A 25,339-nucleotide genomic window follows, 5' to 3' on the forward strand; every position below is an offset into this window, starting at 1 on the left:
CGATGGTCGGCTGGCCGGCGACGCCCATATTCAAAATACTGACATCCTCGGCCAGGCTGGCCGTGCTTGAAGATTCGATCGGGCTTGGGGAAGCAATCATGATCAAGGTGACGCGGCGGACGCTGCTTGCCGGCACGTCCGCGCTGGCCGCTGCCGGCCTGGTGCCGTTTCGGGCATTCGCAGCGGCGCGCACCTACCATGCGCTGCTTGTTGCCTGCACCGATTATCCGAACCTGCCGAAGAAGAACTGGCTGATCGGACCGAAGAACGATGCCGGCCTGGTGCGCGATTACCTCCTGAAGTACACGCCCGCGCCGGTGAAGTTTTCAGCCGAAAACGTCGCGCTGCTCGCCAAGGATGTCGAAGGCGCCAACGGACCGCCGACACATGCGGCGATCAAGGCAGCACTCGCCGACCTTGCCGCCAGGGTCCAGCGTGACGATTTCGTCTACCTGCATTTGTCCGGTCACGGCGCGCAGCAGCCGGCGGCGAACAAGGGCGACGAGACGGACGGCCTCGACGAGATTTTCTTGCCGTCCGACATCGACAAATGGGTCAACCGCGAAACGGGCGTGCCCAATGCGCTGGTCGACAACGAGATCGGCACCGCGCTCGACGCTATCCGCGACAAGGGCGCCTTTATCTGGGCCGTATTCGACTGCTGCCATTCCGGCACTGCGACGCGCGCCGCCGAGGTCGACGACGAGCTGGAACGCAAGGTCGAGTTCGCCGATCTGGTCGGCGGCGACGACGCTGCCAGGGCGGCTGCGGTGAAAGCCTATGACGAGATTGCGTCGGCCGCGCCGCGCGGCTTTGACGAGGACGGGCAGCGCAAGCCGGCCTTCAAGCTGACGCCGACCGGCGCCGAGCCGACCACCAAAGGCAAATTGGTCGCCTTCTACGCGGCGCAGACGGTGGAGACGACGCCCGAGATGCCGCTGCCCAAGGGCACGGCCGATGCGCCTCGATTCGGGCTGTTCACCTTCACCATCCTGTCGAAACTGGCCGAGAATCCCAACATCACCTACCGCCAGCTCGGCCAGGCCGTGCTGCAGCAATATTCGGCGGACGGCCGCACCCGGCCGACGCCGCTGTTCGAAGGGGAACTCGACGCCCGCGTCTTCGGCACCGACAAGACAGACGCGGTCATGCAATGGCCGATCGTCATCGAGAACGACAAAGCCACGATCGGCGCCGGACTGCTGCATCGCCTCACCCCAGGCAGCAGGCTCGCAATATTGCCCTCGGCGCTGTCGCCGCTGTCGAACGCGCTTGGCTATCTCCAGGTGCAGTCGGCGAAAAACCTGGAAAGCCGGGTCAAGCCGGTCGAGTTCGGCGGCAAGCCGGCGATCAAGCTGGCCGACATCCCCGCCAATGCCTATGCCCGGCTCGCCGAGCTCGCCGTCGACTACAAGCTCGTGATTGCGCGGCCGGCGGCGACCAAAGGCCTCGAGAAAGAGGCCGCGCTGGCGAACTCGGTTCTCGACGATCTGGCGGCCAGGGAGAACTCAGGGTTCCACATCGCGCTGGTCGAGCCGGGCAAGAGCGCAGATCTGCGTCTCGCCGTGCTGCGCGAGAACGCCATTGCCGGCGCCGCCGAAGATGCCACCGACGCGCCGGCGCTGTGGTTCCTGCCGGCTTCGGGCGACATGACGCTCAAGGAGGGCAGCAAGCCGCCGATGATCGTCATTCATCCGGACGACCGCGAAAAGTTGGTCGATGCAGCGGCCAAGAACCTGACGAAAATCTTCCGCGCCATCGGCCTGTCGAGGCTGGCCGCCGCTTCCGATTATCGGCCGGAAGAGGTCAGCGTCGAGTTCCGGATCAAGCGTTTTGATAGCGACACGCTGCAGCCGATCGAACCGTCGACGGTGCCGCGTGTTTCGCCCGACGATCAGGTCCACGTGCTGGCCAGGAACGGTTCGACCGATCTGGTCGACATCAACGTGCTCTATGTCGGCTCCGACTATTCCATCCAGCATTTTCTTGCCGAGCGCCTGACCGAAGGCGCCGTGCTCGAGGAAGGCCTGTTCAAATTCACCGACACCAGCTTCGGCATGGAGCGGATGATCGCCGTCTTGACCGAAGCACCGCCGCAGAGCGAGAAGCAGGATCTGAGTTTCCTGGCGCAAGAGGGCGTTGTCTCTGTAACGCGCGGACTTGGACAACCAAACTTCTCCGATATGCTGGCCGATATCGGCAGGGCGCCGGCGACGCGTTCGGCCATGCGGCTCACCGACGACAAGGGGTCGAAGGGCGCCGTGATGATCTTCCCGATGGAGACGGTGCCGCGCGCCTGAGGCGGGGTCAGGTGCCCGGCCGGGCCTCTTGCCTAATCGGCTGATAATGAACATTCTTCGACCGCTGCTGTCGGCGGCCGAACGGAACGGATGAGGGCGTTCGTGAACAGGATCGTATTTTCGTGGCGCGCAACAACCGCCGGTCTTGTCGCCGGGCTGCTGCTGGCCGCCAATGCTTCGGCGGACGAGGCTTGCGGCCTTTGCGCTAAGGAGGTCGTCATCAATTCCGAACTGGCGAGCTGCTTTCTCGACCAGTACGACCAGATCGCCAAAACCGGCAACGCCGCCGTCATCGTCGATCTCAGCAGCTGCACCTCACGCGGCGTGGTCGAACCATTGCCGTCGCCGGGCAAGGCGCAGGTGGCGCCTGACGTGCAGTTCATCGTTTCGCGGGCGCAGCTGGATTGCCTGAAGAAGAAGCTGGAGACGCCGGGCATCGTGCTCGACCCGTCCGCCACCATAGACCTGGACAGCTGCGGATGACGAAAGCGGGGGGCAACGCAACGCAGCAGGCAGTGACGGCGCCGGTGCCGCAAAAGAAGCCGGTGTCGCTGCCGGAAACCGTCGAAGGCCTGCCGTGGGTGAGCAATCACGAGGTCAAGAAGGAGGCGAACCCATTCACCGATCGCGACTGGCGCATGCTCGTCTATGCCTGGTCCGGATTGCTGGTGCGCCTGGCGATCATCTTCACCCTGATCTTTTCGGTCTACCAGTTCCTGGCGAACCAGGAGCAGAAGCGCGTCGAGCAAACGATGTCGCTGGTCGAGCTCTGGGAAAGCAAGGATTACCAGCAGGCGCAACGGGCCCTCAAGCAACGCCTGGCGGCGCTCAACGCCAAATACGGCAATCTGCTCAGTGCCAATCCGACGCCGACCGAGGAACAGGTGTTCAGACAACGCATCGGCATCGAAGCGATGAGCGCAACCGGCGGCGACATGCCGCTTGCCGAGTTCAGCGACAATTTCGACCGCATCGTCTATTTCCTCAACCGCCTTTCCTCCTGCGTCGAAGGCGGGCTGTGCTCGCGTGAGGTCGCCGACTCCTATTTCCGCGACTATGCCGCTTCCTTCTGGAGCTATTTTGCCGGCTATATCGACAAGGAGCGCAAGGCCGGTTCACCGACTTTCGCCCAGCCGATCGAGAACTATGTCCGCCAGGCGCCACCCTCGGCCCAGTCCAGATAATCCCGAAAAATGCGAAGCCGGCGACGGAAATGCTCCGCCGCCGGCTAGTTCTCCGCGATGATCGCGGCGGGAACTCTGCAGGCCTATTTGTACAGGCTGTTGATCCACTGGACGTTGATGGCGTTCAGACGCACGGCGGTGTTGGCATCCGGGCTCTCGGCCACGTTCACGCCGGTGATGACGCGCTGCTTTGAGCCATTGTCATAAGCGTAGACCGAGCTGCCGCTCGATCCCGGATAAGTGTCGCAGTCGTACTGGAAATACTCGGTGGCGATGTGTTCGGCGAGCACTTCGCAGGTCGCCTTCCACATCGTGCCCATCGGCTTGTCGCCGGGATAGCCGACGATGTTGGCGGTGAAGTCGCCGAGATCCACATAATCGGCATAGCCCAGCCAGCCGAGGTTGGTGCCGACATCCTGCTTCAAGGTGACGATGCCGAGATCCCATGGCACGACCGAGCCGTAAAAGCCCTGATAATTGTCGATGAAGCCCTGGACGATATAGGCGCTTTCATAGGTGAAGGCGCCGAACGGTGCGTCGTCGGCAGTCTTGCCGTTGAGAGCCGGCACGAACAGGATATCGTCCAGCCAGGCCTTGTCTTCGTGGCTGTAGAGGCAGTGCGCCGCGGTGAGCACCGTGCGCGGGCCGATCAGCGTCGCCGAGCAGCTGCCATAGCTGCCGCTCTTCGATTTGCCTTCGAGGTAGCCGATCGCGGTGAACGGGTAGGTTTTGGTATTCTTGATCTGCTCCCGGTCGTCCGTCCCGAACACCTGGCGGCCGGCCTCTTCGCCTCCGCTCAGCCCGGAATTCTGGGACTTCTGTCCCTCGGCGGGCGCGTTCATTTCCTTGATGACAAGGTCCTTCAGCGTCTCGTTCGGATCGATCTTGATGTCCTTGCCATCGGCGGAGCGGCCGACGATGCCATAGGATTTGACGGCCGTTGCTTCGTCGGTGAGCGGCGCGGCGCGGTTGGCCTCGTCCTCGGTCAGTTTCGGCGGGGCGATCGGTTTCGCCCGGCCAGGCTTGTAATCGCCCGATGTCACGTCACGCATGCTTTCGCCGTTGCCGGCGTTGGCGGAACCTGGCTCGGCAGCCAAGGCAGGAACCGCCCACATTGCGGTGGAAAGCAACGCGGACGCAATAATGCACTGTGTCAGTTTTGTCATGGTGAGACTCTCCCAAAAGTCAGCAAGGACTGGATCAAGATATAGAAATATTGTCGAGATCGTGGTGGCGCCGAAAAATGAATTTGGTTGCCGGCGCCTTTACCGGGCCATTATTCAGTGCAGCCAGTTTAGGTCCCCGCCAAAAATGCCCGCAACGGTATACTGCCTAAAATAATCCAACATTGGCAACGACAAATTGCTTCCACATAGCCCGTGGGGGATTATAGATTTGGGCGGGTTTGGCTCGACACCACGATTTAGCAAAAGTGGTACTCGGTTTTTTGACGGATCACGCTCCACATCGGCGCATGATCGGCTCACCGGCCGGTTCCCCTTTCAGTGGATCACGCGTCGAGGCTGATCTGTCGGAACATCGTCTCAGGGGGTTCGAGGTGAAGATCATCCATAGGTTCAGACCGATTGCTGCAGCCTCGCTGCTTGCCATCGCGGCGGCCTTGCCGGTCGTCAATTCCGTTCATGCCACGGACGCGGCCGCCCGGCCGGAGGCGGCGATCTCGCCGATGAAACGCGTGGCCGAGGCCAGGGCAAAAGCCAAGGCGGAGAACCCCGACGGCACCGATCGCGTCTACGGCGGCAAAGAGGCCGAGAAGGGCGCCTATCCGTTCCAGGTGGCGTTGCTGACCACCGGCAAACTGGACGAAAGTCCGGCCTCGCAGGCGAATGCGCAGTTCTGCGGCGGCAGCCTGATCGCGCCGCAATGGGTGCTGACGGCGGCGCACTGCCTCAACGACGACGGCGAGCCGATTTCGCCTGATGTGGTCACCGTGCTCACCGGCGCCACCGATCTCAGCGAGGGCAAGCGCTACAAGGCGGTAGAGATCATCGTCAACGAGGGCTACAGCGAGCAGACGCTGGACAACGATCTCGGCCTGATCCGGCTGGCCGAGCCGGCCGATGCCCCGACCATCAAGATTGCCCGTGAGCCGACCCCCGACGCCGGCAAGACCACGGTCACCGGCGGGGCAAGATGCAGGACGGAACATTTCCCACCGCGCTGATGGTTGCCGACTTGGACCTCCAGCCGAACGCAACCTGCAACAACGGCATCAGGGCGATTTATGCGCGTGATTTGAAGGCTGCGCTCGGCGAGCTCGCCCGCCGCATGCGTTACTCGGAAAGGGGCATCGAGGCGGCCGCCAATGCAATTGCTGCTGATATGGCCGATCCGCTGACCGGCAACATGATCTGCGCCGGCACCGTCAGCGGCGAGCGCGACGCCTGCAATGGCGACAGCGGCGGACCGCTGTTCATGACCGGCGCCGATGGTCCGGTGCAGGTTGGCGTCGTCAGCTGGGGCGAAGGTCCGGCCGACGGCAGCACCGCCTGCGGCCACAAGAACGCCTACGGCATCTACACGCGGCTGGCGAATTACACCGGCTGGATCGAGGAGAAGATGAAGACGGCAGCGCCTGCGCCGGCAGCGCCCAAGGCGGCCCTCGGCACGGCTCAGAAACCGGCCACGCCATAGTAAGAATCGCCTGCCGAAACAATGGACGGCGGGAGCAATCCCGCCGTTTCGACATTTTCCGGCTAGCTAATTTTAGCTCGATGCCTTGGGTCACGGAAGCGGGACCGGCGCCGCCGTGCGCATGAACAAAATGAAATCAGCTTCCTGGGCCGTCGACAACCTTCACCTGTTCTGCTTTTATTTGCGCGGGTGGAGGATTCTGAAAATGTTCAAAGCATTCTTTCTGTCAGCGGCAGCTGTGGTCAGTAGTATTCAGCCGGTATTTGCATGGCAGGCGAGCACGGAGGGTCCCGACGTGTTTGGCGTAACCAAAGTAATTGCAACCGAAGGCGGACCACACGATTCCTTAGTCGTGCAATGTGACAGTAAGGAAACTCTATTTGTTGCGTACGTCCTTCGCAAAAAGGAATTCGAGGATGTGCCCGAAGCGCCGGCCACCCTTTATATTCAAGGAAGCGGCGGAACTCCTCTGAAGCTCGAAGCGACGATGCGGACATGGAATGACAATTAGCGTCGTTGCGGTTGGACGGTCGCCGGAATTGATGGCTGCTATCCAGGAGATCAAAAACTCAAAGGCGAAAGTCAACGTCGGCTATGAGATTGGCGGCAACCAAGATTCCGCGTCGTTCAGCTCGCGCGGCTCGACTACGGCGATGCAGCGGGTGATAGACGGGTGCAGGCTTTCAGATATACCGTTGCCGCCGGCGTGAATGGTTCTTCATGGCCACCGCCGCGTATCCTTCCGAGTGCCCATGCCCCGACAGCATGTGGAATGCCAGATCGGTGCATGCCATTGCCGCCGGGCGTGGCACTCCGCGCTTTCCCGCTGCCACATTGGGCTGTCCGCGTCGATCTGATCGCAACGAACGTGTGGCAGCCCGCTTCCGATGCCCATGGCGGTTGACGACCTCGAGCGAAAGCGCGAAGCTTTGGCGGGGGTAATGCAATGAGTGCCGGTAATCTCGTCGCGTGGGGTATAGCGTCGCTGCTTCTGCTGGTCGGCACCGGGCAAGCGGCGCAGCCCGATCTAATCGCTTCAGGCACCGGTTTTTTCGTCAACAATGAGGGTTGGCTTGTCACCAACGCCCATGTCCTGAAAGAGTGCGCCAGCGTAACTGTTGTTGGCCGCGGCGACACATCGGAATGGAAGAGCGACGAGTTGAACGATCTCGCCGTAATCCACAGCCCTGGGACTGCGCCGGCAATAATCTCTATTCGCAGCACCCCGGCACGCTTGGGCGAGGATGTGGCTGCGCTCGGCTACCCTCTTGCACCTGTACTTTCCAGCTCGGTGAAGATCACGACTGGCAATGTGAACTCGCTCCTCGGCATTGGCGACGATACTCGGTATCTTCAGATCTCGACTCCGATCCAGCCAGGAAATTCTGGAGGGCCGCTCGTTGATCAAAGCGGCAGCCTCATAGGCATTACTGCAGCGACGCTTAGGGAGGGCGCGACTGGAGACGTCAGCGTCGCTCCTCAGAACGTAAACTTTGCAGTTCGAGCCAGCTTGCTCGCACTGTTTTTGCAAAGTCGCAGCGTCGAATTTCAGGCTGACGATGCGGTAGGCCCGATTCTGTCAACAGCCGATCTTGCTGACAAGATCGCGCCGGCGACGGCTCAGATCCTTTGCCACGGCTCAGCGCCTGTATTTGTGACCGCCGTTCAGCCCACTGTGCCGACCGACAAGGACCCCGAAACAATCCCGGGCACGTCGGGAAGTGCTATCGAAAAGGCGAAGGCGTTCGCCTACAGGTACCATGCTGCGTGGTCCTCGGACAATGCTACAGCTTTTGTCTACATGAACTCGGCATACTCAGGCCAAGTGATTTATTACGGCAAGATGCAGTCGGCCGTAGACGTAATTAAAGAAAAACGCAGGTTCGCTGATCGGTGGCCGGTCCGCAGATATTCTATCCGAGACGGTTCCCTCACCGCTCAGTGCGTCGGGTCAATCTGTACAATAAACGGCATTGTAGACTGGCAAGTACAGAGCGAAAAGAGACAGAAAACAGCCGCCGGCATTGCAGATTTTTTCATGTCCGTCGATGTCGACCAAGGCGTGGTTCTGCGTGAATCTGGTAGTGTCATTCGTCCCGTACGTGCGGACGTCAAGGGTTTGCTTGCACGATGGTACAGAGAGAATGACCGCTGTAGGGGCGGCTCGGGCGACGATCCGGACAGCCTGGATGCCTGCGACCGACGTACCGCCGTGGACGGTGAATTGGCCAAGGCAGGATGGTGCTACGGCCATAAAGGCGAATACGGCTATCAAATGAAATGGCACGTTTGCGATGCCGCGTCCCTCCGGTGAAATCGGAGCGGATCTAAGCCGTCGCCCTTCGTTCGGCGACCAAGCGGCCCTCGAGCACGTCGAAGCCGGCATTGACATCCGGCATCAGCGGAAGGGTACAACGACGTTCGCTCCACGAGGATAGAGGCGACGCGTGCTCGGAGCCTGGCGCTGATCCGCGGGTCGCAGCAGTTGCGCCGTCACCCTTCACCCGCCAGAGAGCATCGAATGGCTCTGCTGATGGATTGCGTAAGGCGTGCCGAACTATCGCAATGAGGCGCGTCGCAAGTTGCCATCTAGGCACGACGCGCGGCAGACTTTAGATCGGGACTAGAACCAGCGATCGCGGCGCTGGTCTGTGGCGGCCAAGGCGAGGCCCAGTAGCGCCCCTACGGCCGCTCCGAGTATGAAGGCGGACGATACTGTCCCAGGATTCTCCTGGACCACCCCGGACACCGTCTGCGCCCTGTTGCGCAGGGCTTGTGCCGTCCGCGAGGCGCGCTCAGCAGCGTTGCCATACCAATCGCCGGCGTCCTCGATCGCCTCTTCCGCGCGTTCCGCCAAGGTTCGGTTGATCTTGTTGATCTCGCGCCTCAGCTGCGCGATCTGCTTCTCCAGGGCTTCCTGAGCTTCACGTTGAGTCATCTTCGGTGCTGCGGATTCGTTCGGTTCGTCGGCCATTGTAATCTCCTTTGCTCAGGCTCGGCTCAACGGCCGGCCCACTGTGCAGGTTCCTCCGCAAAACGCGTATGTCCGGTGTTTGTTCGGTGAGAAACCGGCTTTTGTCCGGCATGTCTGCGAATTCGGCATCAACATCGGATCGTTCCGGCGCTCGCCGCGTTGGTGAAAACGCCACAAGGGAGGATCCGCCATGGACGACGATCGGCATGAAAAAATTCGGCAGCGAGCCTATGAAATCTGGGTGCGCGAGGGCCGCCCGGATGGCGCGCATGAACGTCATTGGCAGCAGGCGAAGCAAGAGCTTGGCCTCGACGACGCGGACGTTCCGGCGGGAACGATCGCCAGCTCCGACGTTCTGACGGTCGAGGCACTGGCGATGCGCACCGGGATAACCGGTGATCAGGCGCAAGAACTGATCGACAGGCTTGGCAACGACAGGGCGACGCTGGAGGAAGCCGCGCGGAACCTCAAGGCAGCCGAAAGTTAGAGCGTGTTTGAGAAGGGGATTCCCAGCGCTGCTTATCAAGCACGCTCTTAGCAGCGCTCGACACCCTTTGCCGCCAGCATGTCGTCAACGGCTGCCGACATCAGAAATTCCGACAGCTGCTCGGCAGCTTCTGCGTTCGTTGAACCGGCACTGATGCCAATGGCGAAGTCGACGTAACTTTGGAGTTCTGCCGGAAACCGACCGACAAGCACGACCTCGGGAGCGGCCGCGAGAATCGAAGTCACGGGAACGACCCCCAACTCGGCTTCCCCACGGCCCACGGCTTGCGCTGTCTGCCCTCCTGGTATGGCCACCAGCTTGGGCTTCACCTCATCCGCTATCCCCAAACGTTCCAGCAAGCCGGAGAAGTAGCCACCGCTGGTTCCTTCACCGGCGTAGGCGATCGATCTGGCGCTCTTCAACGCCTGTTCGAATGCTTCCACGGACGCGATATCGAGCGGTCGACTGCCTGCCTTGGCTGCCACCCCCATTGCTATCCGGCCAAAACGCCACCTGGCTCCCCGCCTTGACCTTTCCCGAGGCAGTCAGATCCTGAACCAGGTCCGGATTGGTGATGACGAGGTCAAAAGCTTCCCCAGCTTCAATCTGCTTCTTTACGGTCGGATTGAGCTCCCACCTGACCGCAACCGTGAATCCTGTGGCCGTTTCGAACTGGGGTATGAGGGCTAGGATGGCGGGGCGGACCGCAATAGCGCCAAAAAGCCGGGTTTCCTGATTCATCGCCTAACCCCGAATCGGTCTAAACGACTTCCTTACAATGCGCATTTAGCCTTCATTCCACGGCTGCCCGGCCATTCTATGCTCAGCGTCGCGGAAGCCGTCGCTGTTTGGCGACCGGATGCGGTCGTCGCCTACTTCCTCGGCGGCCCCTTGCGCTCGGCCGATGCCGCCCAGAGGTTGATCTCCGACTCGCGGGCAAAGGTGTCGATCTCGGCGAGCTCGGCATCGCTGAAGTCGAGCGCCTTCAGCGCCCCGACACAATCCTCGACCTGTTCCGGCCGGCTGGCGCCGATCAGCGCCGATGTGACCCTGCCCCTGCGCAGCACCCAGGCCAGCGCCATCTGCGCCAGCGTCTGGCCGCGGCGACGGGCGATGACGTTCAGCGCCTCGATATTGGCGATCGATTTGTCGTTGATGAATGCCGGGCGCAGCGACTTGCCCTGGCTGGCGCGGCTGCCATCGGGGATGCCGCCGAGATATTTGTCGGTCAGCATGCCTTGCGCCAGCGGCGAGAACACGATCGAGCCGACGCCAAGTCCCTCCAGCGTATCGAGCAGGCCATCGTCCTCGACCCAGCGGTTGAGCATCGAATAGCTCGGCTGATGGATCACGCAAGGCGTGCCGAGCTGCTTCAAAATGTCGGCGGCCTCGCGGGTGCGCTGCGAAGTATAGGAGGAAATGCCGGCATAGAGTGCCTTGCCCGAGCGCACCGCGTGATCGAGTGCGCCCATCGTCTCTTCCAGCGGGGTGTCGGGGTCGAAGCGGTGCGAGTAGAAGATGTCGACATAGTCGAGCCCCATCCGCTTCAGGCTCTGGTCGAGGCTGGCCAGCACATATTTGCGGCCGCCCCATTCGCCATAAGGCCCTGCCCACATTTCGTAGCCGGCCTTGGTCGAGATGATCAGCTCGTCGCGATAACCGGCAAAGTCCGTCCGCAAGATCTCGCCGAACGCCCGCTCCGCCGAGCCGGGCGGCGGGCCGTAATTGTTGGCGAGATCGAAATGCGTGATGCCCAGATCGAAGGCCCTGCGCATGATCGCCTGCTTGGTCCTATGCGGCGTGTCGTCGCCGAAATTGTGCCACAGCCCAAGCGAGATCGCCGGCAGCTTCAGGCCGGACCGCCCGCAGCGATTGTAGACCATCTTTTCGTAGCGGTTTTCCGCGGGAACATAGGGCATGGAAAATCCTCATATCGAAACGAGCCCGACGGCTGCCGCCGCGATGACGGGCAAGTCGAGTCCGGCCCACCCTTAGCCTCTCCCCGCGCAAACGGGGAGAGGCTTTTTGCGGTGCTTGGGAGGTGCGCCGCCTACTTGGTTTTCTTCTTCGCCAGCAGCTCCTTCGCCGCCTTGACGCCGAGTGCCGCGGGCCGCTCGCAGCTGGTCTGCATGGCGACGAACTTTCCCGTCTCGCCCGAGCGCAACAGGCCGGTCATGACGTCGACGGCATGCAGCGCCAGCTCCATCGAGCAGCGGTGCGGCCGGCCTTCCCTGATCGCGATCGCCATGTCGGCAAGGCCGGCGGTGCGGTAGTTGGCCATCATGCCTTGCGAATGCATCTCGTTGGGCACGCCGAACGGATGCGGCCATTTCGGCAGCTTCTTCACCGGCTTGGCGGCTTCGGTGTAGCGCACCTCGCCGCCGAAGAAGTTCGGATCCGGCACGAACACCGTGCCCGCCTCGCCATAGAGCTCCATCGGAGCGTGGCCGTGGCTCCAGACATCCCAGCTGGTGTTGAGCGTCACAACGGCGCCGTTCTCGAATTCCAGCACGCCATGGATCGTCGTTGGCGTGGAGACCGGTATCTTTTCGCCGGCGCGCGGCTTCGAGCTGATGATGCGTTCCGTCATCGGGATCGAAGCGAAGGCAGCGACCCGCTTCACCGGCCCGATCAGCTGGATCAGGTTGGTGATGTAATAGGGTCCGATATCGAGCACCGGCCCGGCGCCCGGCTGGAAGAAGAAGTCCGGATTGGGGTGCCAATGCTCCATGCCATGGCTCATCACATGACAGGTGCCGCTGGTGACCTTGCCGAGCCTGCCGGTGTCGATCAGGTCGCGGACAAGCTGGTGCGCGCCGCCAAGGAAGGTGTCGGGGGCAGAGCCGATGCGCAGCCCCTTGTTTTCCGCCCGTTTCTTCAGGTCGAGCCCTTCCTTGACCGACAGCACGAAGGGCTTCTCCGAATAGACGTGCTTGCCGGCGTCGAGGATCTGCTTCGACACCTCGTAATGCACCGCCGGAATGGTCAGGTTGACGATGATGTCGATATCGTCGGCCTTGAGCAGCCCCTCAACGGTCTCGGCGCGCAGCTTGAACTCCTTTGCCCGCGCTTTCGCCGCTTCCATGTTGATGTCGGCGCAGGCGCGCATCTCGATGCTGCGAAACAGCGGCGCCAGCGAGAAATACGCCTTGGAGATGTTGCCGCAGCCAATGACGCCGATCCCAAGTTTTGTTGCCATGCTGATGTGCTCCTAATAGGTCTTGGCGGCTGCGATGGAGCGGCGGGCGAAGCGCTCGATGTCGTTGGGATTGTCTTGTTCCATGACGTAGTATTTCGCAGCGCTTTTGGCGCGCAGCGCCTTGATCAGGCCGGGCCAGTCGATGGTGCCGTGGCCGACGTCGGACCAGCCGTCCTCGTCGAGGCCCTCGCCCGGCTTGGCCAAGTCCTTGACGTGGACGGCTACGATGCGCTTGCCGTGCTTCTCGATCCAGGGCAGCGGATCGACGCCGCCCCGCACCACCCAGGCGACATCCATCTCCCAGCCGATGTCGGGCGCGGAGGACAGGATATGGTCCTGCGGCACCGAGCCGTCGGCGAGCGCCTTGAATTCGAAATCATGATTGTGCCAGGCAAAACCATAGCCGGCTTTCCTCGCCGTCTCGCCGACCTTGGCCAGGCGTTCGCCGAAGCCGCGCCAGCCGGCCGCGTCGGCCGGCCTGAACTCGGCGTTCAGGAAGGGGCAGATGAGCAGCGTGATGCCGAGCGCATCGGCCGTCCTGCGCACGCCGTCGAAATCCTTCTCGAGCGCGTCGATCGAGAAATGCCCGGTCGGCATGGCAAGGCCGTTCTTGTCGAGCTCGGCACGGAACGCCTTGGGATCGTCATAGACGCCACCGAACCCTTCGACTTGGCTGTAACCAAGCTCGCCCAGCATTTTGAGCACGCCCTCCCAGGGCTGGAAATTACGCGCGCTGTAAAGTTGGAATGACCAGTTCATCGTCTCTGTCCGTTTCTTGGGGATGGTTAGTCTTGGGGGGAATGAAAAAAGTCTTGGGAGGCTAAAATCAGGCTCTAGAGGCGGTTACCTGTGGCGGCGTCGAACAGCGAGGCCCGCATCGGGTCGAAACCGATGCCGACCGCCTCCGCGTTGTTTGGCGTACGCTCGGCTGTCACCCGTACCGTGAAATTCTGGCCGGCCAGCTTCAGCCAGACCAGCGTGTCGGAACCCATGGGCTCGACGACCTCGACATTTGCCGTGGCTGCGAACGGCCATCCCGTGCCACTGTTGAACGCCACGTGCTCGGGGCGGATGCCGAACACGGCCGGCCCCGGCACCGGGTCCTTCTCGAAAGCATAGGTGGCAAGCGGGATCCGCACATCCTCGACGACGAAGTGCCAGTCGCCATCCGCCTGCTCCAGCCTGCCGTCGAGGAAGTTCATTGCCGGCGAGCCGAGGAAGCCAGCGACAAACCGGTTGACCGGCCGGTTATAGATGGTCTGCGGTGCATCGAGCTGCTGGATGACGCCGCCCTTCATCACCGCGATGCGGTCGGCCAGCGTCATCGCCTCGATCTGGTCGTGGGTGACGTAGATCATGGTGTTCTCGAGCTTGCGATGCAGCAGCTTGATCTCGACGCGCAATTCCGCGCGCAGCTTGGCGTCGAGGTTGGAGAGCGGCTCGTCGAACAGGAAGACGTCGACGTCGCGCACAAGTGCGCGCCCGATCGCCACACGCTGGCGCTGGCCGCCGGACAGGGCCGCCGGCTTGCGATGCAAGAGCGGTTCGATCTGCAGGATTTCGGCGGCCCGGGCGATGCGCTTGGCAATCTCGTCCTTGGCGAGGCCGGCAACGCGCAGCCCAAACGACAGGTTCTTCTCCACCGTCATCTGCGGATAGAGCGCGTAGGACTGGAACACCATGCCGATGCCGCGATCCTTGGGCTCTTCCCAGGTGACGTTCTTGCCCTTGATGAAGATGCGGCCTTCGGAAACGTCGAGCAGCCCGGCAATGCAGTTGAGCAAGGTCGACTTGCCGCAACCGGACGGGCCGAGCAGCACGATGAACTCGCCTTCCGCGACATCGAGATTGAGCGTCTGCAGCACCGATATCGCGCCGAAATTCAGCGACAGGTTCTGGATCGAGACGCTGGTGCCGTTTGCCCCCTTGCTGCCGTTTACCTCAACGCTGCCGTTTGCATTCATCGCCATCATCCTTTCACCGCGCCGGCGGCGATGCCGCGTACAAACAATTTTCCGGACAGGAAATAGACGATCAGCGGCACCAGGCCGGTCAGGATGGTGGCTGCCATGTTGACGTTGTATTCCTTCACGCCTTGCACCGAGTTGACGATGTTGTTGAGCTGCACCGTCATCGGATAGGTGTCGGGACGGGTGTAGACGACGCCGAACAGGAAGTCGTTCCAGATGCCGGTCACCTGCAGGATGATGGCGACGACGAAGATCGGCAGCGACATCGGCAGCATGATGCGGAAATAGATGCCCCAGAAGCCGGCGCCATCGACGCGCGCCGCCCGGAACAGCTCCTCCGGCATGGAAGAGAAGTAGTTGCGGAACAAAAGTGTGAGGATCGGCATGCCGAAGATGGAATGGACGATCACCAGGCCGCTGAGGCTGCCGTAGAGGCCGATCTCGCGCAGGATGATAACGATCGGATAGATCATCACCTGGTAGGGGATGAAGGCGCCGACGATCAGGATGATGAAGAAGGTGTCGGCCCCTTTGAAGCGCCAGTTGGCAAGCGCATAACCGTTCACCGAGGCGATCGCGATCGACAGGATCACCGACGGAATGGTGATGCGCACCGAATTCCAGAAACCACGCGAGAGCCCGTCGCAATTGAGCCCGGTGCAGGCGCTCGACCAGGCCTTGACCCAAGGCTCGAAGGTGATCTCCATCGGCGGCGAGAAGATGTTGCCGAGGCGTATCTCGGGCATGCCTTTGAGCGATGTCACCACCATCACGTAGAGCGGCAAAAGATAGTAGAGCGCCACCACGATGAGCGTGCCGTAGAGAAAGATGTTGCGGCGCGAGAACACGTGCCGCGGCTTCGGTCCGCTCGGCCCGTACGCTTCGAGCGTGCCGGGGCCGGCCGGCAAGGAAACGGTATGGTCAGACACGCTTCTTGCCTCCGAACTCGAGATAGGCCCACGGCACGATGACGATGATCACCGACAGCAGCATCATGGTCGAGGCGGCGAACCCTTGGCCGAGGTTCTGGGCGAAGAACATGTAATCATAGACATATTTGGCCGGGACTTCGGAAGCGATGCCGGGCCCGCCGCTGGTCTGGGCGACGACAAGATCGTAGACGCGAACGATGTTGGAAGCGACGATGACGAGCGTGGTGATGAAGACCGGCCGCATCATCGGTATGATGATGAACAGATAGGTCTTCCAGGTTGGTATCCCATCCACCCGCGCGGCCTTCCAGATATCCTCGTCGATGCCGCGCAGACCGGCTAGCATCAGACACATTATGAGCCCGGTGCCTTGCCAGAGAGCGGCGATCAATATGCCGTAGATGACGATGCTGGAATCATAGAGCGGATTGAAGCTGAAGCTCGTCCAGCCGAGGCTGCGCACCACTGCCTGGACACCGAATTCAGGGTTGAGCAGCCACTGCCAGACGAGACCGGTGACGATGAAGGAGAGGGCGAAGGGATAGAGGAAAATGGTCCGGAACGTGTCCTCGAACCGAATCTTCTGGTCGAGCAGGGCAGCAAGCAGGAAGCCGATGACCAGCGAGAACACCAGCGACAGCACGCCGTAGATCAGCAGGTTCTCGATCGAGATCAGCCAGCGCGGCACCGACCACAGCCGGTAATACTGGTCGAGACCGACGAAGTGCAGCCGCGGCAGCAGCTTGGAATTGGTGAAGGAATACAACACCGTCCAGAGGGTGCCGCCGACAAAGATCACCAGCGCGGTGAAAATCATTGGGATCGAAGCGATTTTCGCATTGAGGTTGCGAAAGAGTTGGCTAGGGCGTTCGCTCTTGCTCATCTGCACAGCCGGGCTGGATCGGGTAAGGGCCGGAGGGTCAAGAGGCCTTGACCCGAGCTCCCGACCCTGCGCTCGCAGGGGCGGGAGTGAGGGCAGTTGGTCGATCGTCAATCGGCTGAACCGACGATGGCGGCGAAGCGCTTCTGCGCATCTTCCACGGTCATGTCCTGCTTGGCGAAGAACTCGGAGAAAAGATCCTCCTTCTGCTTCTGCGTATCCTGCGAAAGCAGTTGGTCCGTCCAAGGTATGACGTTGCCTTTGGCGAGGATTTCGAGCCCCTTCTTCATGCAGTCGTTCGCCGCCTTGAGGTCGACGTCGCCGCGCACCGGCAGCGAACCTTTCTTGAGATTGAAGGCGACCTGCGTCTTGGGATCGAGCAGCGTGTGGGCCAGCACTTCCTGCGCCTTCGATTTTTCGGGGTCCTTCAGCAGCGGGAAGTAGAAAGCGTCGCCGCCGGTGGCGATGACCTCGTTGAGACCGAGGCCCGGAAGGCAAGTATAGTCCTTGCCGGCGGTCTGGCCGGCAACCTGGAACTCGCCCTGCGCCCAGTCACCCATGATCTGGCCGCCGGCCTTGCCGGTGATGACCAGATTGGTGGCCTGGTTCCAGTCCTGCACATTGGTGTTCTTCGCCATCTTGCGGGCGTCGTCCGCCGCCTTGAAGACCTTGGCGACTTCGGGCCCGGCGGCGAATTCGGCGTCCTTGTCCTTGTAGACCTTGAGGAAGGCGTCGGTGCCGCCGACCGCCGCAAGCAGCACGTCGAAAGCGCCGGAGGCCTGCCAGGGCTGGCCGCCGACCGCGAGCGGCTGGATGCCTGCTTTTTCAAGCGCGGGCGCCGCAGCGACATATTCATTCCAGTTCTTCGGCACCGGCACGCCGGCCTTTTTGAAGGCCGCATTCGACAGCCACAGCCACTGCCAGGAGTGGATATTGACCGGCACGCAATAGATCTTGCCGTCGAGGGTACAGCCGTCGAGCAGGCTCTTCGGCTGCACGATTTCCGTCCACTTTTCCTTGGTGGCGAGATCGGTGAGGTCGCGCATCAGCCCGGCCTGCACCAATTCTTCCGCCTGCCGGCCGTGATTGAACTGGGTCGCGCCCATCGGGTCGCCGCCGGTGATGCGGCTGATCATGATCGGCCGCGCCGTGCCGCCGGAGCCGGCGATAGCGCCATCCACCCAATGATTGCCCGTCGCGTCGAAAGCCTTGGCGAGTTCGGCAACCGCCGCCGCTTCACCGCCCGAAGTCCACCAATGGGTGACTTCCAGATCCGTCGCGGCCGCCGGGCCGGCGAACTGCAACGCGGCCGTCGCTGCCAGCGCAGCAGTCATGAGTTGGTATCGCATTTCGTTCCTCCCAGAATCTGAAACGTTACAGATTTTGGATACGGCAATTGCTTCAGACGCGCAACCCCTCCGGCAAAGGCGCCCTCAAATTTTTTCGAAACACGAACAAAATCACTCGGCTCGCCAGCCTACCGCAGCGCAACAAGAGAAGGTTGCATCGCAAAAGTATATGCTGCGGCGCCCAAAAAGAGAAAAAGCCCGTTCCGGGCGCTCTTTCTGGGCCGATCGAAGTACCGCTCATTTTGCGCCTGTCACCAGTGATAAGGCGACGGCAGTGACAATCTGTAACGTTTCAGTATATAGCGGTCTCATTCGGTGAAGGCCCGCCGATTGCCGGCCTGCCCGGCAACTGCTATGCGCCTGACGGGGCGGGATGAATGAACAGGCATCAAAAAGAGAAGGCCGACGAAGCGTCGGGCCGGGGCCGGCCGACACTGAAGACGCTCGCCTTCATGACCGGGCTGGGCGTCACCACCGTGTCGCGCGCGTTGAAGGACGCGCCCGAGATCGGCGCCGAGACCAAGCGGCGCGTCCAGCTTGTCGCCAAGCAGATCGGTTATCGGCCCAACCGCGCCGGCGTGCGCCTGCGGACCGGCAAGACCAATGTCATCAGCCTGGTGCTCAACACCGAGCACGAGATCATGAGCTTTGTCTCGGATATCATCTACGGCGTTTCGGAAGTCATCGCCGATACGCCCTATCATTTGATCGTGACGCCCTATTCGCGCTCGCAGGATCCGTTGGACCCGATCCGTTATCTCGTGGAAACCGGTTCAGCCGACGGCGTCATCATTTCGCGCACGCAGCCGAACGATCCGAGGGCCCGCTATATGCTGGAGCGTGGCATTCCCTTTGCCACGCATGGCCGCACCGATATGGGGCTGATCCACCCCTATCATGATTTCGACAATTACGCTTTCGCGGCCGAGGCAGTGCGCCATCTGGCCGGCATCGGCCGCCGCCGGCTGGCTCTGCTGGCGCCGCCCGTCGAGCTGACTTACCACGGCCACACGCTCGCCGGCTTTGCCGACGCGCTGAGCGAGGTCGGCGCCAGCGAAATCCCGTTCAACACCGTTTCAATCGATCATTCGATCGAGCAGATCAGAATGCGGACCGCGCAGCTGATGCGCCGTGAAAACCGCCCGGATGGTTTCATCAGCAGCGCCGCCGCCGCGACGCTCGCCATCGTCGCCGGCATCGAAGACGCCGGCCTCAAGCTTGGCCGCGATGTCGATGTGGTGTCCAAACAATCGTCGGAGCTTCTGCACCTGTTTCGCAGCGAATTGCTGGTCGTCAACGAGAACTTCCGACTGGCCGGCGCCGAACTCGCCCGCTCGGTGCTGGGCTGGATCGGCGGCGCCGCACCCGGCACCCTGCAAAGCCTGAGCGAGCCGGGCGAAGTCCAGGCCTATCGCCGCCCGGCGTGAGCGGGATACGTTCAAATTGAACTGGGCTCCATCTATTTGTCTTAGCTTCTGCGACGCCAAGTGATTCCACTTGAATGCAAAATGCGCGCTGCTGACTGGCAGCCTTGGGGCCGGTAGCGGAAGGACCGCTCAGGGGCGGCGACTTTCCATTAGCGGACTGCCCGCTGTTAGTATTCGCGGCATGAAAAAGCGAACACCGAACCCATGAGGCAGTGTCCAGGGTTGGCCTCAAACGGACCCCGTTGTTGGGCCTGAGGCCGGAGTCGGCGACATTCAGCCAGCTTTTTTATGCGTCGCAGAAGCACCACTAGCACGAGACCCGTTCCTTCATTGTTCGCGCCAGGCTAGACTCTACTCCAATTTGGATTGCGCTCGTTGGGTGTGGCCCTCGCATTTCAGGCTCGGACGAGTGCTGACGATTTGATTAGAGGCAGATTTGACTAAATCGGCAAAGAACAAACAGGCTCCTCAGCAGGGAGCGCTGGAGAAAAAGCAGGCAACATCCACCGAACTGACCGGTGGCGCTGGCTTCACCTACGAAGACAAGGTGGTCGCCTATTATTTGGCGGCTCTTCTCCGCGGTGAGAAGGCGATGCTTCAGCACGGCAGTGTAAGCAGCGTTGCAGTCCAGCAGGCGGGCCACGGCCAGCCGATGGATGACCTTATTGTCGAGTTTCGAGATACTGACGGCCCAAGAAGCCTGGGTCTTCAAGTGAAGTCAACGATCACGGTGAGCGGGGCCGCTACCAACAAGGATTTCCGCGACGTCCTCAACCGGGCGCGAGAGACCCGGCAGACTCCAAATTTTCACGCCGATCGCGACGTTTGCGGTTACGTCGTTGAGAATGTAGCTGAGGCAGGACATCGGTCGCTCAACCGCCTCATCCGTTGGGCCGTAAGTAGCCCCACCCCTGCGGATTTTGATCGGCGCTTTGCGGAAGATGGCGCAGCCGCAGCCGCCGAACGTGCTCTTCGGGACGAACTGGCCCCGCTAGTCAGGGCGAGCAGCGCCGAGGACGAATGGAATTTCTACCGACAGTTTGTTGCCGCTCGACTTAACGGCCTCGACGAGACCGGCATCGTTTGGGCGGAGATCACAAACCGTCTTCAAGAGCTTGTTGCGAGCAACGAGGATGGGCAGGAGGTTCTGCTTTTTGATCGCCTCTGCCGCATTGTTCGCGATGGCGCCGGCACAGCCCGTAAATGGACCCGCGCTACCCTGCTCGCGCAACTTCGCGGGGTCGTCCGGCTCAAGGTTTCGCCGAGCTTCCGCGACGACGTCGACACCCTTGTTCAGTTCTCCACTGATGGTCTCAACGAAATTGCCGAGACCATCGACGGATTCGAGGTTGACCGGGCTGCTCTTCAACAAGACGTATGTGAGCGCCTTGGCGTCAGCCGTGTCGTGAACATCAGCGGCCTCCCGGGGTGCGGCAAATCTGTCATGCTCAAACGGGTAGCCACAGAGGCCGGGCAGCGCGGGCCGATCCTATTCCTGAAGTCGGACCGGCTGACCGGGAAGAGCTGGGTGGAGTTTGCGGCAGCGCTGGGCCTCAGACATCGAAAGCTTGATGACCTCCTCGCAGAGATCAGCGCAACCGGCACGGCTACGCTCTACATTGATGGAATTGATCGCATCAACCCCGACCAAAAGCGGATCATTCTCGACATACTTAATGTGATCGAATCTAACCCTGGCCTCAGCAACTGGCGGGTTCTGGCCACATCACGCGACCAAGGTCTTGAAACATATCGCGCTTGGTTTCCAGCAAGCTTCTATAGCGGCACTCAGATTGGTGACTTTCAGGTCGAGCCGTTCAACGACGACGAAGCTGAGGCCCTGGCGAAGGAAAAACCTGGTCTTCGTCACCTTTTGATGGGCACGCCGTCAGTGAAGGCGATTGCGCGGCGTCCGTTCTTCGCTGCGGTGCTTGCCCGCAACTTTAGCGATGGGACGACCGAACCCCAGACAGAGGTCGATCTCATCAACGCTTGGTGGGCCCGAGCAGGACACGATGCCCCGGTGGAGGTCGTGCCGCAGCGGCAACGCGCGCTGCTCGATATCGCGGAAAAAGGAGTCGCCAACCTTGGGAAGAACGTCACGGCCCGCTCGCTGGCACCACCCACGTTCGAGCACATCGCGGCGATGAAGAGCGACCTGCTTGTGCGTGGAAACAATGGCGACGCCTCATATTCGTTTACGCACGACATATTCTTTGAGTGGACGTTCTTCCGCCTTCTCATCGACCTTGGCGACACGTGGATCGAAGGGCTGGCGAAGGCTGGCGAGCCCCCGCTACTCGGCCGCGTTGTCGGCCTTTTGGCCCAGCATTCTATCGCCGAGCCGGGCAAGTGGTCGGCCAGCTACGCCGCCCTCGATGGATCGACGCTTCGGCCCCAATGGCGTCGGGAATGGCTAACCGCACCACCGTTTACAAGCGCATTCGTCAATAGACAGAAGGAATTCGCTGAACTTGTGACGGCCAACGACTATGCGTTGCTCGAAAAGCTCTTGGTCTGGTTCCAAGCCCAACACACAATTCCGAGCCCGATTGTCCTTGCCCAAGCCTCGCCGGGTCAATCAGGGCTCGATCAGGTGGGTCTTGCCGAGCTCCTGAGTTGGCCCTCTGACTTCACAAGCTGGGGGCGTTTTCTTGACTGGCTCCTGCCGCTCGCAGCTAAACTACCCGTCAGGCTCCTCCCCAGGGTTGTCGAAGTATTCTCCGTTTGGCAGAACGCCCTTTCGGATTTCCGTACGGCGCGGTCGAAAGCGATCGTCGCCACCTGCGCCGACTGGCTGATCGAATTTGAGAAAGCTGCTTATTCGGACAGACTGGTATTCGAGCGCGGCCCGTGGGACGAGCTTGGCCGCGACGCGCAAAAGCAGTTTGCCACGGCGCTGCGGATCGTCGTCCTTCGGGCCGCGCGCGCGTTTCCTGAATACGCCAATGCGCTTTTCGACCGGGCGTTGACCAACGAGCGAATGCGCGGCGAGGAGTATTCGGATTTTATGGCGCTTGCCTGGATGATGGCAGAGGTGTCGCCCGAACGATTGGCGGCCGTCACCAAGGCAGAGCTGCAGCAGGAGCTGCCGCAGGATCACATTGACCGCGAGAAGCGCGAACAGCGGGAAAGGGTCGAGCGGATAAAACGAATCCGGAACAAGCCGGAAAGCGAGCGCACTGACAATGAAAGGCAGGCGTTAGAACATCCGTACTTCCATATCCCGCACAGCTATGATGGCTATGGTCGTGAGGAAATCGGGATCGACCGACATCACAACTTCTACTATCCGGTCTCAGCGGCGCATGAGCCCTTCGCCAGCCTCTTCGCCAAGAAGCCGGAAGTTGCACTCGAACTGGTTCGGGATCTCTCCAACCACGCAACGACCGGCTGGCGACAGATCGCAAACATCACCCGTCATCAACATGGTACCCCGATTCCGGTGACAATTGTCTTTCCATGGGGCGAGCAGCAGTTTTGGGGCGATTGGACCGCTTATAATTGGCAGCTTGGCCAGCTCGGTGCGCAGCCGCTTGAATGCGCCTTTCTGGCCATGAGCTATTGGGCCTTCCATCAAATCGAAAGCGGCCGACCCGTTGACGAGATGATCCAGCTAATCGTGCAGGGCAACGAGGCGATCGCCGCCCTGGGCCTAGCGCTTCGCTTGGCGTTGGAGACGCTTCATATATCCGAAGTCACTCTTGCTCTAGTGGCATGCCAACGTCTTTGGCCTTTCGATACTGCGCGTGTGCGCCAAGAACCGACGCGAAACATCGACCTGTTTGGACTGGGACTGATTAATCAGCTAACCGGCGACAAGAAGGTCGCCCAGGACTACCTGGATAAGCGGCTGAGCCGGTTCCGCGACGTGAAGCAGCTCGCCATGCAGTTCGCGGTGAATGGCGACGATGCGCTCACCGAACGGTTTAGGCAGGCATTGGCCGATTTTTTGACTGATCTCCCCTACGAGCTGGAGGAGCAGCGCTCAAATCCGGCAGCGAAGGCGGCTCTCACCAAGCAGGCGGAAGAATATGCGGAGCTTGCCATCGTCGAAAATTATCAAGGATATCGCACGCCAGATGAACAGATCATAGTTGCCTATCATGCCCCGCTTTCCCCCGAGACTATTCAGCGCGGCGAGGCAGCGGGCGTGTATTTGCAGCAAAATAGCATCCTGGCGTGGGCGATGAAATCATTGCGCGCTTTCGCGCTCGCTCCCGACAAGACGTTGGCCGATGCGGTCGCGCTTGCTCGCCCGCTGGACCACCCGACGCTCTTTGCGGAGCGCTTGGATGTCGAAGCCCATACGGCCCAAAGCGTGGTCGCGGCCGTCGCTGCATGTGTCATCTGTTTCGGCGACGCCGCGTCCGACGACTACAAATGGGCGATGAATGTACTGGCGCGGATCGAGGGGATGAAGGAGCCTGCGGGATTTTTCTACGGCTCGAAAATCGCTTGGCATCCTGTGCTGCAATTGATCTTCGCATTGCTTCACCTGCGGCGCACCAATCCGTCTGATCTCGAGCCTGCGCGACGATTGGTCTGGATGGTGGCTCACCCGCACGAGGAGGCTGCAGACTTCACCTTGACAGCGCTACTTGCCGACCCCGATGCCCATGTGTCGTGGGTCGCGGCTCAACTTGCGCTGGAAAGGGCGCGCTTCTACCGACCGGCGATAAGTCAGGACGGCGAGCGGGACAGCCGTGCGGCAAAAAAGGCAGTGAAAACGGTGATTGATCGAGCCCTCAGGGGACTCAAGTCAAAGAAGTTTGAACCTTTTGCTCCGTTGCCGCCCGCTTGGGTACAGTTGGCGTCAGCTTCGGACGACGACGATGATGCTGACAATGACGGCAGATGGACCGAACCTGATCCGCTGTTTGATCCGCAACGGGCCAAGAAACACCTCGAGAATTTTCCGATCGAGAAGTGGTGTGCTTCAGATGAGATAAAGCCGCTCGTGCTTGCGTTGATTCGAAGCCTCGTCAACTGGACGGTGCTGCGCATGAACCCGCCGGGAAGCACGGGAAGGCGGCGCGACCGTACCACCGATCTGCTTGGCTGGAACGATGCGCTGGGCGATGTATTGGTGCGTGCAGCACCATTCTTCGATCTTGCCCTCGTGAAGGAGCTTCTTGCGCCCTTCTTGCAGAACCACGATGACGACGAACTTGATGTTATCGCCGCATTCACTGACAGGTTGGTCACGCGCCACGTTCTGGACGCTGCAACGATACCCGCCGGTACTTTTGAGTTGCTGCGGCTCTGCGTCGATCACGTAATCGCCGACAGCACGTTTCGGCCGGGCGGATACCGTGCAGGAGAAGTCTCCGGTCACGATATGCAGAAGCTCATCGAGGCCCTCCTAATGGTCAATGTCGAACGGGCTACCGGAGCCGCCCGCTTCGTAAATGGCGATTGGTCCGAGATCGGTCTGCTCATGCCGACGGTCACTAGCTTGGTGATGGCCACGGGATGGTCAACCTTCGTCATGTCGAAGTTTCTGCTACTATGTCAGCGCGCCGGGACCGCGTACCCGCTCGACCATTTCATCGAACAGGTCAGCGCGGCACTCGCAAAATTGGACAACGCAAAGGGGAACTGGGTGGGGACCAGCCTTCCGGCGCGAACGGCAGCGGCGGTGCAACGGCTCGCCGACGCCAATTTCCCACTGCGGCCCGATCAGGCTCAGGGGCTGCTGCGGATTCTCGACGCGTTGATCGACCTTGGCGATCGGAGAAGCGCTGGACTTGAACAAACCGAGGCATTCAAGGGAGTGCAGGCCCGATCCTCGGATCCGATAACAATTGGCTAGTCGCCTCTCGTTTCTCCACGTGGTAAGAAATACCCAGCATTCTCGAAGTTTTGAGCAGCAGCCAATGTGGCGACGAGCTGGCAACTCCATGCCTTTGGCTCCTAGATGCCGCTTCAGCGGTGCGTTTGGATGTCCGCTTATGGGGAGGCTATAGGGACATACTTAAC

The 25,339-nt window shown here is 61.1% G+C and carries 19 protein-coding genes and 2 pseudogenes; 11 read left to right on the forward strand and 10 right to left on the reverse strand.

The genetic code is table 11. From position 1 onward, the window contains the following. The first annotated feature begins 98 nt into the window (after nucleotides 1–98). The 3 genes from NKH78_RS03445 (at nucleotide 99) to NKH78_RS03455 (ending at nucleotide 3,484) form a co-directional block, all read left to right on the forward strand. Nucleotides 99–2,300 carry a caspase family protein gene (locus NKH78_RS03445; protein ID WP_352506622.1) on the forward strand — a complete coding sequence of 734 codons (2,202 nt, stop codon included), beginning with the start codon at nucleotides 99–101 and terminating at the stop codon, nucleotides 2,298–2,300. A gap of 102 nt (nucleotides 2,301–2,402) precedes the next feature. Beyond that, the gene (locus NKH78_RS03450; RefSeq protein WP_352506623.1) at nucleotides 2,403–2,783 is read left to right on the forward strand and encodes a hypothetical protein; all 381 of its coding nucleotides are present in this window, start codon (nucleotides 2,403–2,405) and stop codon (nucleotides 2,781–2,783) included. Further along, nucleotides 2,780–3,484, forward strand: a complete 705-nt coding sequence (locus tag NKH78_RS03455) for a DUF4760 domain-containing protein (protein WP_352506624.1) — start codon at nucleotides 2,780–2,782, stop codon at nucleotides 3,482–3,484. The genes NKH78_RS03450 and NKH78_RS03455 overlap by 4 nt, the downstream gene beginning before the upstream one ends. An 83-nt stretch (nucleotides 3,485–3,567) precedes the next feature. Here the strand turns inward: NKH78_RS03455 and NKH78_RS03460 are convergent, their stop codons facing one another. Then, nucleotides 3,568–4,650, reverse strand: a complete 1,083-nt coding sequence (locus NKH78_RS03460) for a trypsin-like serine peptidase (protein ID WP_352506625.1) — start codon at nucleotides 4,648–4,650, stop codon at nucleotides 3,568–3,570. A 392-nt stretch (nucleotides 4,651–5,042) separates the two neighbouring features. Here NKH78_RS03460 and NKH78_RS03465 point away from each other — a divergent pair, with 392 nt between their 5' ends. The 5 genes from NKH78_RS03465 to NKH78_RS03485 all read left to right on the forward strand — a co-directional run bounded on the left by NKH78_RS03465 (nucleotide 5,043) and on the right by NKH78_RS03485 (nucleotide 8,453). Then, nucleotides 5,043–5,669, forward strand: a complete 627-nt coding sequence (locus NKH78_RS03465; RefSeq protein ID WP_352506626.1) for a S1 family peptidase — start codon at nucleotides 5,043–5,045, stop codon at nucleotides 5,667–5,669. Continuing rightward, nucleotides 5,639–6,139 carry a trypsin-like serine protease gene (locus NKH78_RS03470; protein ID WP_352737514.1) on the forward strand — a complete coding sequence of 167 codons (501 nt, stop codon included), beginning with the start codon at nucleotides 5,639–5,641 and terminating at the stop codon, nucleotides 6,137–6,139. The genes NKH78_RS03465 and NKH78_RS03470 overlap by 31 nt, the downstream gene beginning before the upstream one ends. Before the next feature lie 205 nt (nucleotides 6,140–6,344). Further along, nucleotides 6,345–6,650: a hypothetical protein gene (locus tag NKH78_RS03475; RefSeq protein ID WP_352881907.1), complete on the forward strand. Its 306-nt coding sequence runs from the start codon at nucleotides 6,345–6,347 to the stop codon at nucleotides 6,648–6,650. Continuing rightward, entirely contained in the window at nucleotides 6,640–6,849 is a 210-nt protein-coding gene (locus NKH78_RS03480) for a hypothetical protein (RefSeq protein ID WP_352881910.1), read from the forward strand. The genes NKH78_RS03475 and NKH78_RS03480 overlap by 11 nt, the downstream gene beginning before the upstream one ends. Nucleotides 6,850–7,085: 236 nt before the next feature. Then, nucleotides 7,086–8,453, forward strand: a complete 1,368-nt coding sequence (locus NKH78_RS03485; protein ID WP_352737516.1) for a S1C family serine protease — start codon at nucleotides 7,086–7,088, stop codon at nucleotides 8,451–8,453. 309 nt (nucleotides 8,454–8,762) lie between these two features. On the opposite strand, the gene NKH78_RS03490 is transcribed toward NKH78_RS03485, so the two are convergent. Next, nucleotides 8,763–9,113 carry a hypothetical protein gene (locus NKH78_RS03490; RefSeq protein ID WP_352737517.1) on the reverse strand — a complete coding sequence of 117 codons (351 nt, stop codon included), beginning with the start codon at nucleotides 9,111–9,113 and terminating at the stop codon, nucleotides 8,763–8,765. A gap of 190 nt (nucleotides 9,114–9,303) precedes the next feature. Between NKH78_RS03490 and NKH78_RS03495 the strand changes: the two genes are divergently transcribed. Then, nucleotides 9,304–9,600: a DUF2934 domain-containing protein gene (locus NKH78_RS03495; protein ID WP_352448358.1), complete on the forward strand. Its 297-nt coding sequence runs from the start codon at nucleotides 9,304–9,306 to the stop codon at nucleotides 9,598–9,600. A gap of 47 nt (nucleotides 9,601–9,647) precedes the next feature. Here the strand turns inward: NKH78_RS03495 and NKH78_RS03500 are convergent. The 8 genes and pseudogenes from NKH78_RS03500 to NKH78_RS03535 form a co-directional block, all read right to left on the reverse strand. After that, a pseudogene (locus NKH78_RS03500) lies at nucleotides 9,648–10,341 on the reverse strand (molybdate ABC transporter substrate-binding protein). A gap of 131 nt (nucleotides 10,342–10,472) precedes the next feature. Next, nucleotides 10,473–11,519 carry an L-glyceraldehyde 3-phosphate reductase gene (gene mgrA / locus NKH78_RS03505; RefSeq protein ID WP_352737518.1) on the reverse strand — a complete coding sequence of 349 codons (1,047 nt, stop codon included), beginning with the start codon at nucleotides 11,517–11,519 and terminating at the stop codon, nucleotides 10,473–10,475. A gap of 131 nt (nucleotides 11,520–11,650) precedes the next feature. After that, on the reverse strand, nucleotides 11,651–12,799 hold the full coding sequence (locus NKH78_RS03510) for a Gfo/Idh/MocA family protein (protein ID WP_352737519.1): 1,149 nt from the start codon (nucleotides 12,797–12,799) through the stop codon (nucleotides 11,651–11,653). Nucleotides 12,800–12,811: 12 nt separating this feature from the next. Further along, on the reverse strand, nucleotides 12,812–13,558 hold the full coding sequence (locus tag NKH78_RS03515; protein WP_352506633.1) for a sugar phosphate isomerase/epimerase family protein: 747 nt from the start codon (nucleotides 13,556–13,558) through the stop codon (nucleotides 12,812–12,814). Between the two features lie 74 nt (nucleotides 13,559–13,632). Next, nucleotides 13,633–14,763: an ABC transporter ATP-binding protein gene (locus NKH78_RS03520; RefSeq protein WP_352881918.1), complete on the reverse strand. Its 1,131-nt coding sequence runs from the start codon at nucleotides 14,761–14,763 to the stop codon at nucleotides 13,633–13,635. 5 nt (nucleotides 14,764–14,768) lie between these two features. Beyond that, nucleotides 14,769–15,644 (reverse strand): annotated as a pseudogene (locus NKH78_RS03525) (carbohydrate ABC transporter permease); the annotation flags it as partial. A 46-nt stretch (nucleotides 15,645–15,690) separates the two neighbouring features. Beyond that, nucleotides 15,691–16,584: a carbohydrate ABC transporter permease gene (locus NKH78_RS03530; RefSeq protein ID WP_352881921.1), complete on the reverse strand. Its 894-nt coding sequence runs from the start codon at nucleotides 16,582–16,584 to the stop codon at nucleotides 15,691–15,693. Between the two features lie 107 nt (nucleotides 16,585–16,691). Next, nucleotides 16,692–17,930, reverse strand: coding sequence for an ABC transporter substrate-binding protein (locus tag NKH78_RS03535; protein ID WP_352881924.1), 1,239 nt, complete (start codon nucleotides 17,928–17,930; stop codon nucleotides 16,692–16,694). 377 nt (nucleotides 17,931–18,307) lie between these two features. Here NKH78_RS03535 and NKH78_RS03540 point away from each other — a divergent pair, with 377 nt between their 5' ends. Continuing rightward, nucleotides 18,308–19,357 (forward strand): LacI family transcriptional regulator, encoded by a 1,050-nt coding sequence (locus NKH78_RS03540; RefSeq protein ID WP_352881927.1) that lies wholly within the window; start codon nucleotides 18,308–18,310, stop codon nucleotides 19,355–19,357. Nucleotides 19,358–19,793: 436 nt separating this feature from the next. Beyond that, nucleotides 19,794–25,172 (forward strand): NACHT domain-containing protein, encoded by a 5,379-nt coding sequence (locus NKH78_RS03545; RefSeq protein ID WP_352881930.1) that lies wholly within the window; start codon nucleotides 19,794–19,796, stop codon nucleotides 25,170–25,172. Nucleotides 25,173–25,339: the final 167 nt, after the last annotated feature.

The organism is Mesorhizobium sp. M0910, from assembly GCF_040319465.1.
Lineage (GTDB): Bacteria > Pseudomonadota > Alphaproteobacteria > Rhizobiales > Rhizobiaceae > Mesorhizobium.